Origin of the sequence: Nonomuraea sp. KM88 (assembly GCF_052245635.1) — a bacterium.
GTDB lineage: Bacteria > Actinomycetota > Actinomycetes > Streptosporangiales > Streptosporangiaceae > Nonomuraea.
This window is the reverse complement of the sequence record NZ_JBQQCC010000004.1, coordinates 1-16,166: the sequence shown is the minus strand read 5'-3', so window position 1 is coordinate 16,166 and position 16,166 is coordinate 1. Positions and strand designations below refer to the sequence as shown.

General features: G+C 69.4%; 13 protein-coding genes and 1 rRNA gene. 10 read left to right on the top strand and 4 right to left on the bottom strand.

Annotated features, from left to right (window positions below):
- The first annotated feature begins 433 nt into the window (after nucleotides 1–433).
- The 3 genes from ACTWPV_RS13360 to ACTWPV_RS13350 all read left to right on the top strand — a co-directional run bounded on the left by ACTWPV_RS13360 (nucleotide 434) and on the right by ACTWPV_RS13350 (nucleotide 2,581).
- Nucleotides 434–1,369 carry an ABC transporter permease gene (locus tag ACTWPV_RS13360; RefSeq protein ID WP_347645561.1) on the top strand — a complete coding sequence of 312 codons (936 nt, stop codon included), beginning with the start codon at nucleotides 434–436 and terminating at the stop codon, nucleotides 1,367–1,369.
- Nucleotides 1,362–2,228 (top strand): ABC transporter ATP-binding protein, encoded by an 867-nt coding sequence (locus ACTWPV_RS13355; protein ID WP_347645560.1) that lies wholly within the window; start codon nucleotides 1,362–1,364, stop codon nucleotides 2,226–2,228. The genes ACTWPV_RS13360 and ACTWPV_RS13355 overlap by 8 nt, the downstream gene beginning before the upstream one ends.
- Nucleotides 2,229–2,407: 179 nt before the next feature.
- Nucleotides 2,408–2,581: a hypothetical protein gene (locus ACTWPV_RS13350; protein WP_165975076.1), complete on the top strand. Its 174-nt coding sequence runs from the start codon at nucleotides 2,408–2,410 to the stop codon at nucleotides 2,579–2,581.
- 836 nt (nucleotides 2,582–3,417) lie between these two features.
- Here ACTWPV_RS13350 and ACTWPV_RS13345 read toward each other — a convergent pair.
- Nucleotides 3,418–4,248 (bottom strand): hypothetical protein, encoded by an 831-nt coding sequence (locus ACTWPV_RS13345; RefSeq protein ID WP_443151992.1) that lies wholly within the window; start codon nucleotides 4,246–4,248, stop codon nucleotides 3,418–3,420.
- Between the two features lie 460 nt (nucleotides 4,249–4,708).
- Nucleotides 4,709–6,025: a KamA family radical SAM protein gene (locus ACTWPV_RS13340; protein WP_443151991.1), complete on the bottom strand. Its 1,317-nt coding sequence runs from the start codon at nucleotides 6,023–6,025 to the stop codon at nucleotides 4,709–4,711.
- A 176-nt stretch (nucleotides 6,026–6,201) separates the two neighbouring features.
- On the opposite strand from ACTWPV_RS13340, the gene ACTWPV_RS13335 reads away from it, so the two are divergent.
- The 5 genes from ACTWPV_RS13335 (at nucleotide 6,202) to ACTWPV_RS13315 (ending at nucleotide 13,483) form a co-directional block, all read left to right on the top strand.
- Nucleotides 6,202–6,759 (top strand): DUF1707 SHOCT-like domain-containing protein, encoded by a 558-nt coding sequence (locus tag ACTWPV_RS13335; RefSeq protein ID WP_443151990.1) that lies wholly within the window; start codon nucleotides 6,202–6,204, stop codon nucleotides 6,757–6,759.
- 175 nt (nucleotides 6,760–6,934) lie between these two features.
- Nucleotides 6,935–7,954: a phosphate acyltransferase PlsX gene (plsX, locus tag ACTWPV_RS13330; RefSeq protein ID WP_443151989.1), complete on the top strand. Its 1,020-nt coding sequence runs from the start codon at nucleotides 6,935–6,937 to the stop codon at nucleotides 7,952–7,954.
- Between the two features lie 41 nt (nucleotides 7,955–7,995).
- Complete coding sequence (locus ACTWPV_RS13325; RefSeq protein ID WP_443151988.1) at nucleotides 7,996–10,308, top strand: HAD-IC family P-type ATPase; 2,313 nt, start codon at nucleotides 7,996–7,998, stop codon at nucleotides 10,306–10,308.
- Nucleotides 10,305–12,032, top strand: coding sequence for an arginine--tRNA ligase (gene argS / locus ACTWPV_RS13320; protein ID WP_443151987.1), 1,728 nt, complete (start codon nucleotides 10,305–10,307; stop codon nucleotides 12,030–12,032). Before ACTWPV_RS13325 ends, argS begins: the two co-directional genes overlap by 4 nt.
- A gap of 161 nt (nucleotides 12,033–12,193) precedes the next feature.
- Complete coding sequence (locus ACTWPV_RS13315; protein ID WP_443151986.1) at nucleotides 12,194–13,483, top strand: hypothetical protein; 1,290 nt, start codon at nucleotides 12,194–12,196, stop codon at nucleotides 13,481–13,483.
- 390 nt (nucleotides 13,484–13,873) lie between these two features.
- Here ACTWPV_RS13315 and ACTWPV_RS13310 read toward each other — a convergent pair whose 3' ends face one another.
- Nucleotides 13,874–14,257, bottom strand: coding sequence for a cell division protein SepF (locus ACTWPV_RS13310; protein WP_132331033.1), 384 nt, complete (start codon nucleotides 14,255–14,257; stop codon nucleotides 13,874–13,876).
- A gap of 168 nt (nucleotides 14,258–14,425) precedes the next feature.
- Between ACTWPV_RS13310 and ACTWPV_RS13305 the strand changes: the two genes are divergently transcribed.
- Nucleotides 14,426–15,190 (top strand): PhzF family phenazine biosynthesis protein, encoded by a 765-nt coding sequence (locus tag ACTWPV_RS13305; RefSeq protein ID WP_443152438.1) that lies wholly within the window; start codon nucleotides 14,426–14,428, stop codon nucleotides 15,188–15,190.
- A 348-nt stretch (nucleotides 15,191–15,538) separates the two neighbouring features.
- A complete protein-coding gene (locus ACTWPV_RS13300) occupies nucleotides 15,539–16,021 on the top strand; it encodes a GNAT family N-acetyltransferase (RefSeq protein WP_443151985.1) in 483 nt (160 codons plus the stop codon).
- Between the two features lie 56 nt (nucleotides 16,022–16,077).
- Here the strand turns inward: ACTWPV_RS13300 and rrf are convergent.
- A 5S ribosomal RNA gene (rrf, locus tag ACTWPV_RS13295) occupies nucleotides 16,078–16,166 on the bottom strand; the annotation flags it as partial.

The following is a 16,166-nucleotide window of genomic DNA, read 5'->3' as shown; positions in this document are numbered from 1 at the left end:
GTGATCGTGAGCAGCCTGACGGGGGGTCCTGGTGTCCCCCCGGGTTTGGCTGACATGGTCAAACCAGCCGACGCCCTGCCAGTCGATCGCGACTATCCCTCACTACTTGCCACCAGGACGTCTCTGGCGCGTTGCAGTTCGGTCACACGTACGCCTATCAACCGTCACAGACATTTAGCCCTATCAGTATGGAACGGTACAGAACACATCAAGCAGGTCCTGCATGGACGTGAACTGCCGATGAAAATTACCCCCTACACGAAGGCGCCCGCGCCCTTGCCGCCACACGCCGCCACACCCCGCCCGGCTGAGCTACGGTTGAGCAGGTCTTGACGGCGCCTTGGAACCCAGCGTCCCGAGACTCCGTCCAACTGACTGTCGCCGACCCGTGCGACAGGCACCTCACCGACTGGGATCCAATAGAGTCCTTGCCATGAGCCAGCCGGAATCCGCTGTCGCGGACGCCCAGGCGGGCGGCCGAAGCGGGCAGGAGCCGCTGGCCAAGCTCGCCAAGCGATATGGGCTTCGCCGTGCCATCGCGCGGCCGAGGTTCCCTGTCTACCTGCGCCAGTTGTGGCAGCGCCGCCACTTCATCCTGACATACGCGACCTCGCGCAACGTCTCGAAATACTCGAGCTCGGCGCTCGGCCAGCTGTGGCAGGTGCTGACTCCCCTGCTCAACGCGGGCATCTACTACGTGATGTTCGGTGTCGTCCTCGGCGGCAGAGACGGCATCGACAACTACCCGGCGTTCCTGCTGACCGGGATGTTCATCTTCACCTACACGCAGCGCACGGTCACCGCCGGCGCCAAGTCGATCTCCGGCAACCTGTCGATGATCCGGGCCCTGCACTTCCCCAGGGCCTCACTGCCGCTCGCCTACACGATCCAGGAGCTCCAGCAGCTCGCCATCTCCATGGGCGTCCTCCTCACCATCGTCTGGGCCACCGGCGAGTGGCCGACGTGGTTCTGGCTCATGATCCCGGTGGTGCTGCTGCTCCAGACGATGTTCAACGTCGGGATGGGCCTGGTGGTCGCCCGGCTCGGCGCGCAGATGCGCGACCTCAACCAGTTGCTGCCGTTCATCTCCCGCACCTGGCTCTACGCCTCGGGCGTGTTCTTCTCGATCCAGGACAAGGTCGTCGGGAAGGCGGAGCTGCCGCAGTGGGTGGCGGACGTGATGTACCTCAACCCCGCCGCCTCCTACATCGAGTGGATGCGCGAGATCCTCATCGGGTCGCACAACCAGCAGTACGGTTACCACCCCCCGGCGACGGTGGTGCTGTCTTGCGTATTCTGGGCGGTGTTCGTGCTCGGCTTCGGCTTCTGGTACTTCTGGCGGTCCGAGGAGAGGTACGGGCGTGGCTGAACTGACCAAGGAGCTGTCACAGGTGAAGGGCGAGAAGCCCGCCGTCCCGGGCAAGGATGTCAAGGTGCATCCCAACCCGGAGCCCTCGGGCAAGCGGCCTCTTGACGTCCCCACGGGCACTCCGACCGTCATCGTCGACGACCTCCACATCGTCTACCGTGTCTACGGCGCGGCCTCGGAGAGCGAGAAGGGCAACGCGGTCAACGCCCTCACACGCCTTCTGAAGCGCCAGGGACGCCCGCAGATGAAAGAGGTCCACGCGGTCAAAGGCGTCACGTTCGTGGCCTACCACGGCGACGCCATCGGCATCGTGGGGCGCAACGGCTCAGGCAAGTCCACGCTGCTGCGGGCCATCGCGGGCCTGCTGCCGCCGCACAAAGGAGCCGTCTACACCGATGGCCAGCCGTCGCTGCTCGGCGTCAACGCGGCTCTCATGCGCGAGCTGACCGGCGAGCGCAACATCGTGCTCGGCTGCTACGCCATGGGCATGACACCGGCCGAGGTCCGCGAGAAATACCAGGAGATCGTCGACTTCTCCGGCATCGACGAGTTCGTCCAGCTGCCCATGTCCACCTACTCCTCCGGCATGGGCGCCCGCCTGCGCTTCGCCATCTCCTCCGCCAAGACCCACGACGTCCTGCTGATCGACGAGGCCCTGGCGACCGGCGACCGCGAGTTCCGCAAGAAGAGCCAGGAGCGCATCCGCAAGATCCGCGAGTCGGCCGGCACGGTCTTCCTCGTCGCCCACGACCACAAGGTCATCGAGGAAACCTGCAACCGCGTCATCTGGCTGCACAAAGGCAAGATCAAGATGGACGGCGACCCGAAAGAGGTCATCGCCGCCTACAACAAGGGCTGACCCCGCCCCACGCCGCCCCACGCTGTCGCCACACCGACCCCGCCGCCGGTGTGGCGCCTTTCGTCGTGCCCGGCCTTCGATCGCGTGTGCGAAACGCCGGCGACGGGAGGGGTTAATGACTGACAGCGAGCCTGCCGTTCCGATAGAATTCGAACGCCAATTCGATCTGAGGAACGGCGATGGAGTGGGAGCGCGCGATGGGAGAGCTTTCGGCCGCGATTGACCACCTGGCCACCGAAGACGTGTCCGAGATCCCGCGGATGCAGCTCGCCGAGCAGCTCCTGGAGCTGCACTGGCAGATGGCCAGGCTGCAGGCCCAGATAGCCCGCCGCACCGGCGTCCGACTCCCCTGAGCCCGCACGGCGCCGCTCTCCGCCCCCGCACGGCGTCGGGCCGCCCGATCCCGGCCGCATCGCGCCGGTCTGCCCTGGCCCCGCCGCACGGCTCGTGCGGTCTCCCTCCGCCCCGCCGCGACACGCCGTCCTGACGAGAACAACGCCATCGTTCCGCCACGTCGCGGGAAAGGGCCCACTCGGGCCCGCACTGCATGCGCTCGCCGCTCGTCGAGCCACCCGCGTCGTCGACGCGTTCCCGGGCGCGTCCCGGGCGGGCAGGTCCGGCCTTGGACCCGGCGCACGGGCAGGCCGTGCTGACGGCCGGCGATGCGCGCGTGTCGGCGGCCCGCCACGTGGCGGTCAGACGGCGTCTCCCTGGAGGCCCTCAGCCACGTTCGGCGGGTGGGGTGACCTTGGCGGTGCCGTAAAGGGAGGGGGAGAAAGCATGCCGCCGGCCCCGGGGTGGGGCCGGCGGCGGGCGGCTCGTGCGGCGCCGCCGCCCTGCAGTGGCGGCGCGGTGCGCGAGCTCGCCCCGGGCTCGGACGCGTCCGCCCTCGCCCGTCATGAGACCACCCGCGTGCGCGGCCCGTACGCGCGACGACTCGCGACCCACGCGCGGCCGGCCCGGAGCGCTCGGCACCTGTGAGCGCCCCACCGGCCTGGCACGTCAGCACGACGGCGTCCCCGCCACGGTGAGATCCCTATCCGTGGACGGCGATGTCCCGCTCCTCCTGCCGAGGAGACGGCCTACGGGTCACCGGCACGACCTGGCTCCCGGCGTCGGCACCTGTGACGCCCGCGAACCCTCGTGCCGGCCCCCGGCGAGCCACGCTCGCCGGCGCCTCCGCCGTCGGCTAGTCGCGGTCCCAGGAGTTCCGCACCGAGCTCGTCAGCGCGCCGGTGGACCATCCGAGCGCGGTCATCACGTCACGGTGCGACGCGGCGGCCTTGGTGCCGCTGGTCTCGAGGGCGCCCGAGGCCTCCCGGACGAGCGGCGTGAGCTCGTCCAGGGTGGCGGCCCTGGGCAGGCCGGGCAGCGCCTCGGCGACCGGGGCCGCCTCGGCGGGCGCGACCTTCCCGATCACCGTGGACAGCCGTCCACCGGGCATGCCCGGCAGCGCGTTCTTGGCGGCCTGCGTGAGACCGGACGCGGAGGTCTGCGCCGCGACGCCCTTGACGGGCGCGCCCTCGGTGACCGGCAGCTTGACCAGCGTGTTGCCGAGGGACGACTCGGCCAGGCCAGCCAGGGCGGCGACAACGCCGTGCACGGTCGCGGCCTGGGTGGCGACCTCGCTCCTGCCCTGCCGGAACGCCTTGGCCGACGGGTTCGCCGCCTCCGCCATGCGGGCCGCGCCCGACAGCAGGGGCAGCGACGACTTCGCGCCGCGGCTGTTACGGACCCCCATCCCGCCGACGATCGGCGACAGCTCGGCCAGCGGGTCGCCACCCTTGGTGACGTCCTCGGCCGAGTTGGGCGTGCCCATGGTCCGCCGCTGGTTGTCGGCTATCCTCCGGTACTCGGCCAGAGCGTCCCTCTCGGCCTCTGTCAGCCCCCGCGGCTGGGCGGGGACGCCGAAGAGCGCGCTGACCAGCTCGCCGGTGATCCCGCCGCCGCCGCCGAGCGGGCTCGTCGCGGTGGTGCCTGCGCTCCGGCTGCCGGAGAGGACGTCCGCTTGGGCCGGCACGGCCAAAGCCGCCGCCAAGCCAAATGTTGTGACGGCTACAGCCGCCTTGACTACTCGATTCATGATTGCCTTCCCGGCTCGTGATCGATCGCTCTCGAATGCGGTGGAAATGCGAATCGATAACCCCCGAATGCCGTGGCGTACGCGCTATGGGCACCACATCGGGCGTGCCGTCACGGCTGAGCTACGCCAGCAGTTCTATCACTCGCTGTGACCGGCCGCAGGCTCATGAATGCCCATGTAGAAGGGGTTTGCAGCACGGTTACCGAGTGAGGGGGGAGCGTTGAGCGGGGAGACAAAACGGAAATAGGAGGGTCTTGTTTCTGATAGTGCACGCCCGCGCGGCGCACTTCGCGCGGGCCGCCTCATAACCACCCTTCGGCCCGTGAACAATGGGTCGCGAAAACAAATGTCACGGGCCGGGGCGTAATTTTCCGGTCGCGTTGGACGCGCGCGACCGTCAGACGGGCAGCAGGGCTTCCTCCTGCTCGAACGGAAAACGATCGGCGAAGGCCGGCCGGAGGTCGCTCAGCCACACCGCGGTCGGATCGTAGCGCGCGAAGAACGGCCGCCCCACGAGTGAGGGGTCGCGCGCCTGGATGAGGTGGAGCATGAAGACCCGCTCCCCGGCGATCTCCGTGACGCCGTCGACGCACACCTTTCCGGGCGTGGCGGACATCGACGGACCGCGGACCGTGCGGCAGAGCCCGGAGACGGACGCGTAGGCGTCCCGGAAGATCTCGTACGCACGGGCCAGCGGCACCGCGAAGTAGTCCTGGGGACCCGTGTCGCGCTCGACGAACATGTAGTAGGGAATCATCCCCATCCTGAGCTGGCGCCGCCACATGCGCTCCCACACGGCGGGGTCGTCGTTGATGGACCTGATCAGCGGCGCCTGGGTGCGGATCGTGGCGCCGCTCCCGAGGATGCGCTTGACCGCCGACTCCACCAGCGGCGACTCCAGCTCGCGCGGGTGCGAGAAGTGAGCCATGAACGCGAGGTTCTTGCCCGCCTTCGTGACCTCCTCGAACAGGCCGAGCGTGGCGTCGGCGTCGGGGTCGGTGGTGAAGCGCTGCGGCCAGTAGGCCAGCGCCTTGGTGCCGATGCGGATGGACTCGAGCTGGTCCAGCTCCAGGAGCGGCTCGATATATCGCCTGATGACGGGCTCGCCCATGATCATGGCGTCGCCGCCGGTGATCAGGACGCTGGTGACCTCGGGATGGCTGCGGATGTAGCTCACCATCTGGCCGATGTCGTCAGAGGCGAACTTCAGGTCCGCGTCCCCGACGAACTGCGCCCACCTGAAGCAGTAGGTGCAGTACGCGTGACAGGTCTGCCCCTGCTTGGGGAAGAACAGCACGGTCTCGGGATATTTGTGTTGCATGCCTGGGACAGGCTCATCGTCGATCTTCGGGACGTTGAGCTCCTTCTGGCCCGCGGGATGCGGGTTGAGCTGTGCGCGGACGCGGTTGGCCTCAGCCTGGATCTCGGCGTTGGGCGCCTCGGCCTTGAGCAGGTCAGCCAGCCGGGCGACGTCTTCCGCGGGCAGCATGTCCTCCTGAGGGAAGACGAGCCGGTATATCGGGTCGTCGGGCGCGGCCGACCAATCTATGAGTTCCTCGACGACGTAGGCGTTCGTCCGGAACGGCAACACCGTGGCCACGGCGCGAACCTTCAGCCGCTCCTCATCGCCGAGCCCCGCACGCTGCAGGAGCTCGTCGAGATGCTTGGACGTGTACGCCTTGAAGCGTCGGGTGCCTGCCTGGTTCAAGATCACTAGGCCTGTCCCATCTTTTTTGTTCGATCTGATGTAAACCTCACGACCCTGTCGCGCGTCTACGGTTCTTAATACCCGGACGCTCCCAGTCGCGTCACCGGTTCCACCAGGCTCCAAGTTTCTCTGGAGGTTTGGCGAGACTCGCGACATATCGCGAATAGGCCTACACTCGTCGTGTGACCGACGATCCGGACCTTCGCGCCTCCGACAACGACCGCGACCGCGTGGCCGCCGTGCTGTCCGAGGCGCTCGCCGCAGGCAGACTCACCAGCGTCGAGCACGCCGACCGCCTCGATCTCACCTACACAGCGAAAACGGTCGGGGAGCTCGTCCCCATCACCAAAGACCTGCCCGACATATCCGCCGCCGGCGTGCCCACCGCCATCGAGCAGCAGGTCATCGACTCGAAGTTCAGCAAGGTCGTGCGCAAGGGCCGCTGGGTCGCCTCCAGGAGCACCAGGCTGTCCGCACGGTTCGGCGCGCTGATCATCGACCTGTCCGACGCCGTCCTGCCCGGCCGCGAGATCACGATCGAGACGAACGCCTGGTTCAGCAAGCTGATCGTGCGCGTCCCCGAGAACGCCCACGTGATCGACGAGGGCAGCTCGATGTTCGGCAAGCGCAACGTGACCGGCGGCTCCGAGGCCGACGGTCCGCTGATCCGGGTCACGGGGGCGTCGAAGTTCTCCAAGGTGATCGTGTCGCGCGGGATGTCCGACTGGAACCTGCGCTGACGGCGCCCCGCCTCGCGACGGCGAACGGGCCCGGCACGACTGGAACCGCCCCATGCGGGAACCAGGAGGGCCTACCCGCCGGTTAACCTGGCACTGCCGTGCCTACGATGCGGACATCCGAGCCCGCGTTCCGGCCAAGCCATGACGGCGGGCTCGATGCCGTACGAGGTGATCATTGTCCGACAGCAGGCCCATCGCACTCGACGCCATGGGCGGCGACCACGCACCGCACGAGATCGTGGCGGGAGCGGTCCACGCCGTACGCGAGCGCGGCCTGCGCGTCGTTCTCGTCGGCTCGCCCCGCGTGCTCTACGAAGCACTCGCCGACCACGACGCGACGAGGGAGATCCCGATCGTCCGGGCCGAGGAGGCCCTGGCCATGGACGAGGGCGCGCTGGCCAGCCTGCGCCGCCCCCGCTCCAGCCTCGCCGTCGCCTGCCACCTCGTACGCCGCGGCGACGCGGGCGCGGTGGTCTCCGCCGGCTCCACCGCGGCCATCGTCGCCACCGGCAGGCTCAGGCTGAAAGGCCAGCAGGGCGTGCTCAGGCCGGCCATAGCCGTCGCCCTGCCCACGCTCCCGCACCCCACCCTGCTGCTCGACGCCGGAGCCAACGCCGAGGCCAAGCCGGAGATGCTGGTCCAGTTCGCCCATCTCGGCGCCGCCTACGCCGAGCTGGCCCACGGCGTCGAGCAGCCCAGGGTCGGCCTGCTGACCATCGGCGCCGAGGCCGAGAAGGGCAACAAGCTCGTCAAGCGCGCGCACGAGCTGCTGCAGGGCTCTCCCGGCATCCACTTCACCGGCAACGTCGAGGGCTACGACCTGCTGACCGGCCAGGCCGACGTGATCACCACCGACGGCTTCACCGGCAACGTGGCGCTCAAGACCATGGAGGGCGCGGTCCGCTACGCGTTCGCCGAGCTCCAGGAGAGCATCGGCGACAGCAGGCTGGCCAGGCTCGGCGCCGCCATGCAGCGCTCGCGCCTGCGCGAGCTGCGCCGCCGCCTCGACGCCGAGGCGTACGGCGGCGCCGTCCTGCTCGGCCTGAACGGCACCGTCGTCATCGCCCACGGCGCGTCCAGGGCCCAGGGGATCAGCGCGGCCTGCCGGCTCGCGGACGACCTGTCGTCGAGCGGCATCGTCACCGAGGTCGGCGAGCGGATCGCCGCCACGCATCGCTCCCACAGGCTGTGGTGACCCTTTAGGGTGTGAGACCGATCCACGCAACAGGGGGACATGTGGACGGGCTTGCCTCAACGCTGCGGGGCCTGACTCCCGCACAGGTGGCGCGGGCGCAGACCAACGATGTCCCGCGCCGCTCGAGCAGGTCGTTGAGCGCGATCCTCAGATCCAACGTCCTGACGCTGTTCAACCTCGTCATCGGGGTGCTCAGCGTCCTCGTGCTCGTCTTCGGCGAGTGGCAGGACGTCATGTTCGGGCTGATCATCGTGGCCAACGCGCTGATCGGCATCGTCCAGGAGCTGCGCGCCAAGCGCACGCTCGACCGCCTCGCGGTGATCAACGAGGCTCCCGTACGCGTCCGCCGCGACGGAAGCGAGCAGCGGATCGAGGCCCGCCAGATCGTCCTCGGCGACCTCATCCTGCTCGGCCCGGGCGAGCGCCTGCTGGTCGACGGCGAGGTCGTCGAGTCCGACGGGCTGGAGGTGGACGAGTCCCTGCTGACCGGCGAGGCCGACCCCGTGCACAAGCGGCCGGGCGACGAGGTCCTGTCGGGCAGCTTCGCCGTCGCGGGCTCCGGCGCGTTCGTCGCCACGAAGGTCGGCACCGACGCGTACGCCGTGCGGCTCGCGGAGGAGGCCAGCAAGTTCCACCTCGCCCACTCCGAGCTGCGGGACGGCATCGCCGGCTTCATCAAGTACGTCACCTGGCTCCTGATCCCGGTCGGCGGCCTGCTGCTCTACAGCCAGCTCAGCAACTCCGCCGATCTCGGCACCGCGGTCACCGGCGCGGTCGCGGGCATCGTCACCATGATCCCCGAGGGCCTGGTGCTGATGACCTCGATCGCCTTCGCCGTCGGCGTCGTACGCCTCGGGCGGCGCAAGTGCCTCGTCCAGGAGCTGCCCGCGGTCGAAGGGCTGGCCAGGGTCGACGTGCTCTGCCTGGACAAGACCGGCACCCTCACGACCGGCGGGATGGGTCTCGACCGGGTGCTGCCGCTGCGCGACGGCCAGCCGGTCGAGGCGGCGCTGGCCGCCCTCGCCCACCTCGACCAGCAGCCCAACGCCACCGCCCAGGCCATCCGCGCCCGCTTCCCCGAGGTCGAGGACGGGTGGGTGGCCCGCGCGACCGTGCTGTTCTCCTCCACGCGCAAGTGGAGCGGCGCCGACTTCGGCGAGCGCGGCACCTGGGTGCTGGGGGCTCCCGACGTGCTGCTCGACGGGGGCGACTGTTACGACATGGCCGCCGAGCTGGCCGCCGACGGCACCCGCGTGCTGCTGTTGTGCCGTACGGACGTCCTGTCGGCGGACGCGTCATGGGCGGAGCCCGAGCCCGTCGCCCTCGTCACCTTCACGCAGCGTGTCAGGCCCGACGCGCGAGACACCCTGCGCTACTTCGGCGAGCAGGGCGTGACGGTCAAGGTCATCTCCGGAGACAACCCCGACGCGGTCTCGGCGATCGCGACCGGCCTGGGCATCCCCGGCGGCGAACACTCGATCGACGCCAGGACGTTGCCGCGTGACGACCCGGACAGGCTCGGCGAGCTGCTGGACTCCCACACGGTCTTCGGCCGGGTCTCCCCGCGGCAGAAACGCGAGTTCGTCGCCGCCCTCCAGTCCCGCGGCCACACCGTGGCCATGACCGGCGACGGCGTCAACGACGTGCTCGCGCTGAAGGACGCCGACCTGGGCATCGCGATGGGGGCGGGCAGCCCGGCCACCAAGGCGGTCGCCCAGGTGGTGCTGCTGGACGACAGGTTCGCCACGCTGCCGCACCTCGTGGGCGAGGGCCGCCGGGTGCTGGCCAACATCGAACGCGTCTCCCACCTGTTCCTCACCAAGAGCTTCTACGCGATCGTGTTGTCGGTGGTCGTCGGGCTGGCGGGGCTGATGTTCCCTTTCGCGCCACGCCACTCGACGCTGACGAACGCCCTGACCATCGGCATCCCCGTGCTCTTCCTCGCGCTCACGCCCACGCTCGAACGCGCCAGACCCGGGTTCGTCCCCCGGGTGCTGCGCTTCGCCGTACCCGCCGGGGTGTTGTGCGCGGCGGCGGTGCTGCTGGCGTTCTGGGCCGCCCACGACAGCACGACGACGCTCGTCCAGACCCAGACGTCCGCGGTGATCGCGCTCTTCCTCACCACCTGGTGGGTGCTCGTGCTGATCGCCAGGCCGCTCAACTGGTGGCGTACGGTCCTCGTCGGCGCCATGGCCGTGCTGTTCGCCGTCAGCCTGACGCTGCCCTTCGTCAGGGAGTTCTTCGCGCTCCAGCCCGGCGACGTGGCCAGGGATCTGACGGCCGTCGGCATTTCCGTCGTGGCGGCCGCGGCGATCAGCATCGCGGTCAGGCTCGCCGGTACCCTTAAAGCATGACCGACCCGCAGATTGTGCTCACCGAGCGCGTCCGGCAGGCGCTGGCGCACGCGTTCGGCCCCGAGCACGCCGACGCAGACCCGCTGATCCGGCCCTCCCAGTTCGCCGACTTCCAGGCGAACGTCGCGATGAGCCTGGCCAAGCGACTGCGACGGGCGCCGCGGGAGGTCGCCGAGGCGATCAAGGGCGCGCTGTCCGACTTCCCCGGCACGGTCGACGTCAGCGGCCCCGGCTTCCTCAACATCACTCTCGACGACTCGTGGATCGAGTCCGAGGCCCAGCGCGTGCTGGCCGACCCGCGGCTGGGCGTCGGCTCGATCGCGCCCTCCCAGACCGTGGTGATCGACTACTCCGCGCCCAACGCGGCCAAGGAGATGCACGTCGGCCACCTGCGCACGACGATCGTCGGCGACTCGCTGGCTCGCCTGCACGAGCACCTCGGCAACACCGTGATCAGGCAGAACCACCTGGGCGACTGGGGCACCCCGTTCGGCATGCTCGTCGAGCACCTGCTCGACATCGGCGAGGAGACCGCGGTCGCGCAACTCGAGGCCGGCATGGGCACGGAGTTCTATCAGGCGGCGCGGGCCAAGTTCGACGGCGACGAGGCGTTCAAGCAGCGCGCCCGGGTGCGGGTGACCACGCTGCAGTCCGGCGACCCCGACACGATGCGGCTCTGGCACGCGTTCATGGACGCCACCGTCCGCTACTTCAACAAGGTCTACGAGCTGCTCGGCGTCACGCTGACCGACGCCGACCTCGCCGGCGAGAGCATGTACAACCCCATGCTCCAGAAGACGTGCGACGACCTGGAGGCCTCCGGGGCGGCGGTGATCAGCGACGGCGCGCTCTGCGTGTTCCCGCCCGGCTTCACCGGCTCCGACGACAAGCCTCTGCCGCTCATCATCAGGAAGAGCGACGGGGGCTACGGCTACGCCTCCACCGACATGGCGGCCATCCGCTACCGCGTCCACGACCTCAAGGCCGACCGCATCCTCTACGTCGTGGGGTCCGAGCAGGCGCTGCACTTCCGCATGGTGTTCGCGGCGGCACAGGTGGCGGGCTGGCTGCCCGACACGGTCTCGGCCGAGCACGTCCAGATCGGCATGATGCTCGGCAAGGACGGCCGCCGGTTCAAGACCCGTTCCGGCGAGTCCATCAAGCTGTTCGACCTGCTGCAGGAGGCCATCGCCCGGGCCACGGCGGCGATCTCCGACCGGGGCTACGACGAGGCCACGAAGAGCGAGATCGCGCGTGCTGTCGGCATGGGCGCAGTGAAATATGCCGACTTGTCGGTCAGTCACGACAGCGAATACGTCCTCGACTTCGACCGCATGCTCGCCTTCACCGGCAACACCGGCCCCTACATGCAGTACGCCACGGCCCGGATCCGCTCCATCTTCCGCCGTGCCGGCATCGAGCCCTCCGACGCGAAGGGCCCGATCCTGCTGGGCGACCCCGCCGAGCGCGCCCTGGCCCTCCATCTGCTCGGTTTCGGCTCGCTCGTCGAGCAGGTGGCCGAGCAGTCCGAGCCCCACCGGCTGTGCGCCTTCCTCTACGAGACCTCCAGCCTCCTGAGCACGTTCTACGAGCAGTGCCCGGTGCTCCGGCCGGAAGTGCCGCCGGAGACGCGCGCCTCCCGCCTCGCGTTGTGCGCGCTGACCATGGCCGTGCTGGAGACCGGGCTCGGCCTTCTGGGCGTCCCCGTCCCCGAGCGCATGTAACACGCAGTTGACCCAAAGCTCCCGTTCCGTCGTGGGCGCGCCTTCACCGAGTTGGCGCGCCCCAGCGGCTAGGCTTTACGCGGTCATGAACTGAGGCCGAAATGGGGGAGTTCTCTGCCTTGAGCACGGACCTGACTGCGAGCCCCCAAGCAGCGACGGAGGTGCATCGCTACGCGGAGGCGTTGCTCGCACACCTCGCCGCCAACGGCTCCGCACCTCCCGCCGCCCCGGGCTTCCGCGACATCCCCGGCTACTGGCTGCCTCCCGCCGTCGAAGCGCTGGTCGCCATCCTCGCCGGCGACGACCCCCTCGAGCCGCTGAGCAGGGCGGCAGGGCGCGACCAGCAACAGACCGCGCTCTTCCTCTGCCTGGCCCTGGCCGTGTCCGGGCAGGGCAGCCGCATCCACGCCTCATGGCTCGGCACCGCCTTCGGCGAGTTGTCCCTCGACCGGCCGGTCACCCACGGGCAGCGCTCCCTCTGGCTGGCCGCCGCCAGAGGCGCCTACGGCCCCGCCGGCAAGATCTTCGTGCTGCGCAAGCTCGACGTGCTGGCCGTGCAGGAACACGCCGACCCGCAGCAGTGGATGCGGTCACTGGTGCCGGACGAGCCGTCGGTCGTCGTGCCGCCGTCCCTCGTCGACTTCCCCGAGATGGCGGAGATCCCCGAACTGGCCAAGCCCGCGGTGGCCGCCGCCCGCCTGGCGAGGTTGCGCGGCCGCGTCTCCGAGATCACCTCGGCCCGGCAGTCCGACCACGACTCCTCCGCCCCGCTCGACAACAGCACCGGCAGCCCCGCCACGTCCTGGGCCGAGGACGAACCACTCGCCGTGCTGCGCTCGCTGATCGGCCAGAGCGGGCCGGCCGGCCCGATGGCCTCGCTCAGCTCACACCTGCTCGACGACCTGCACCCCGGCGCCGACCCCCATCTGGCGGCGATCGCCCTGCACGTGGCGGCGCCCATCCTGCGGGGCGTCGCCGAAGAACTGGAGGCCGACACCCGGCTGGAGCCGCCGGAGACGCTGACGGTGCCGCTGCTCGGCCACCGCATCCACCTGCGGCCCGAGGGCCCCGACGAGCTCTCGATGTCCGCCGCCGAGGAGGCCATCGTCGCCGACGGGGTCGTACCCCGCGGCCGGCCATGGGCCGCCATGGTGCTGATCGTCGCCGGGGTCGCCTGCCTCGTCGGCGCCGTCTTCCTCAACCACCTGCTCGTCGCGGCCGCCGTGGCCATGATCGGCTTGGCGGGCTGGCAGCTCTGGCTGCGCCGCAAGCTCGTCGAAGCCGACGCCCGCTACGTGACGGCCCAGGTGGGCGAGCTGAAAGAGCTGGCCGAGGGGGCGGTGTGGGCCCTGCACGCCTACGCCCGCGAAGCCGATGCCCGCGCGAAGCAGGCCGCCGCCGACGCGGTGGAGCTGGCCCGCCTGATCCGCCGCGGCCCGCGCGCAGGCTGAGCTTCCCGCCGAAGGCAGGCACCCGGCTTCCTCACCCACGGTGGACTCGAGAACGCGCAGCCGCCTTTGACACAGCCCCGGTACCGGGCTTCCTCGCCACTCAGTGGTTCACGCCGTACAGAGCCTCAGGGCCCGCATCGGGCTTCCCTGCCCGTACGGTGCTGCAAGAGCCGGGCTTCCCGCCCGCACGTGGGGTTGAAACCCGCACACGTGGGGCTTTCACCGGCCCGCCATCGCGGACGGACCTGCAGGCCGGGCCTGCGGGGCTGAACGTGCGAACGCACCGCAGCCCGTTTCCGGTGTGACCCGGCCGCCGTCCCGTCGCGCCCGCACACGACAAGGAGCTCCGGTCCCGTCAGGAGACCCGCGGCCCGCATCACAGCGGGTCTCCTACGAAACCTCGATCTCCACGTGTGCCGGCGCGAGCAGGAAGACGCGGTCGGCGATGCGCTCGATCCTTCCCTCACACCCGAAGGCCAGCCCTGCGGCGAAGTCGACCATCCTCGTCGCCTCGGGCATCGGCATGCCCGTGACGTCCATGATCACCGTCTGCCCGTCACGGAAGTGCTGACCGATCATCGGCGCGTCGTTGTACTTGAGCGGCTGGACCATCACGATGCGTGACGAGTCGACGTTCGCGCGCCACCGTCTGGCGGCCCGCTCCGTAGCCGGCACGTATTCGTCCTCGTAGTGCCCGTCGTCGTCGTAGCCCTCGTCGTATTGGTCGATTCCGCCCAGGCCAAGGTAGCTCACCACCTTGCGCACAGCCCCCATCGGCTTGTCCTTTCCTCAGGAACTCACCGTAATCGGCACGTCCCTACACATTGGACGGTAACCGACGATTCCGCATTCGCCACGCGACACGCCCAGGACTAATTCCATTTTGTACGGCTTGCAGCCCGGTTGCAGCTGGATATCCGACCCTTGGATAGCATCGAGCACATGCGCCTCTTCACTGTGGACGCCTTCACGGACACAGCTTTCAAGGGTAATCCCGCAGCGGTCTGCCTGCTGGACTCTCCGGTTACTGACCGATGGATGCAGAGCGTAGCCGCCGAGATGAACCTCTCCGAGACCGCCTACCTGCTCGGAGATTCTCTGCGCTGGTTCACGCCCGTGGTCGAGGTCACGCTCTGCGGTCACGCCACCCTCGCGACCGCCCACGTCCTCTATTCGACCGGGGCGGCGAGCGGCCGGCTCGAATTCACCACGGCCAGCGGGACGCTTACCGTGAATCGTCGCTCCGACGGCATGATCACCATGGATTTCCCGGCGAAGGAGGTGACCCCCTCCACCGTTCCCGCCGGCCTGGAGAAAGCGCTCGGAGCGACCCCGGTCCGCGTCGGAAAAAGCCACCTCGACCTGCTGGTCGAGCTCGAGTCAGAGGAATCGGTACGGTCACTGACCCCCGATATTCCAGCCCTGGCCGCCGTCGACGCGAGAGGTGTCATCGTCACCGCGCGGGGCACCGAGACCGACTTCGTCTCCCGCTTCTTCGCCCCCAACGTCGGCGTCCCAGAAGATCCGGTGACGGGCTCGGCCCACTGCGCGCTCTCACCGTACTGGTCGACCCGCCTCGGCCGATCTTCCCTGGTGGGGGCCCAGCTGTCGGACAGAGGGGGCCTCGTACACGTGACTCACGACGGTGACCGCGTCCACCTGGCCGGCCGGGCCGTAACGGTGCTCTCCGGCACCCTGAACGTCTGAGAGCTCCATCCAGGGAAGCGGGCCCCGGGTCCACAACCGCGAACGTCACGTGCGCGGAGGCCCTCCGTTCGTCATACCCTCCTCGCCGAAAGCCAGCGAACCGAACATGGTCGGCACACCACCCGGCCGAGCGCAGCATCGCCATGCCTCTGCCCGGCCGCCATCACGGCGCGGCGCATCGACCAACCCGCCACCACCAACCACCGTTCCCGTGGTTCCGGTGGGAGCGCCGACCATGTGCCCGACCGTCACAACCTCGTCCGCCGAAGGGCCGCCCGACACAATCCTGCCCACGGGTAACAGATCCCCTCTCAGCGACGTGCACCGAACAACTGGCACACTGCACCAATGATGATCAGAGTCGCGGACGAGCACGACTTCCCCGGTTTTCTTAGCTTGGCGTCCGAGGTCGAACACTGGTTCGGGCCCATGGTCGCGGAGTCCGGCTTCCACGACGCCGTGCGCAAGAACCTCCGCCGATCGACGGCGCTCGTCGCAGTCTCGTCGGGCCCGGGTCTCCTCGGCGGGCTGTTGTTCGGGACATCCCATGCCCCGACCTACCACGTCCGATGGCTCGTCGTCTCGGAGCAGGCGCGGGGGCAGGGCGTCGGCCGGGCACTGATGGCTGACGCGATGCGCAGGTACGTACGCGGCCCGGGCAGCGTCGAGGTGGTCACCTTCGGCGCCGACCACCCTGGCGCTTCCGCCAGCGGTGCACGCGCCTTCTACGAGCGGCTCGGCTTCACCCCTGCCGAGGCCACCGACCCCGGGCCGGAGGGCGGCTCTCGGCAGGTCTACCGCCTCGCCGTCCCCCCCAAGCCCTTCGAGTGACACAAAAAAGAGGGGGTTCCGACGCGCTTGGCGTCGGAACCCCCTCCACAAAGATTGTCCGGCGGTGACCTACTCTCCCACACCCTCCCGAGTGCAGTACCATCGGCGCAGAGAAGCTTAACTTCCGGGTTCGGAATGTAACCGG

What these genes read in the sequence shown, in the direction of transcription:
- ACTWPV_RS13310 (WP_132331033.1), bottom strand. Translation starts at nt 14,257, where the DNA reads ATGGGGGCTGTGCGCAAGGTGGTGAGCTACCTTGGCCTGGGCGGAATC.
- ACTWPV_RS13305 (WP_443152438.1), top strand. Translation starts at nt 14,426, where the DNA reads ATGCGCCTCTTCACTGTGGACGCCTTCACGGACACAGCTTTCAAGGGT.
- ACTWPV_RS13300 (WP_443151985.1), top strand. Translation starts at nt 15,539, where the DNA reads ATGATGATCAGAGTCGCGGACGAGCACGACTTCCCCGGTTTTCTTAGC.
- argS (WP_443151987.1), top strand. Translation starts at nt 10,305, where the DNA reads ATGACCGACCCGCAGATTGTGCTCACCGAGCGCGTCCGGCAGGCGCTG.
- ACTWPV_RS13360 (WP_347645561.1), top strand. Translation starts at nt 434, where the DNA reads ATGAGCCAGCCGGAATCCGCTGTCGCGGACGCCCAGGCGGGCGGCCGA.
- ACTWPV_RS13350 (WP_165975076.1), top strand. Translation starts at nt 2,408, where the DNA reads ATGGAGTGGGAGCGCGCGATGGGAGAGCTTTCGGCCGCGATTGACCAC.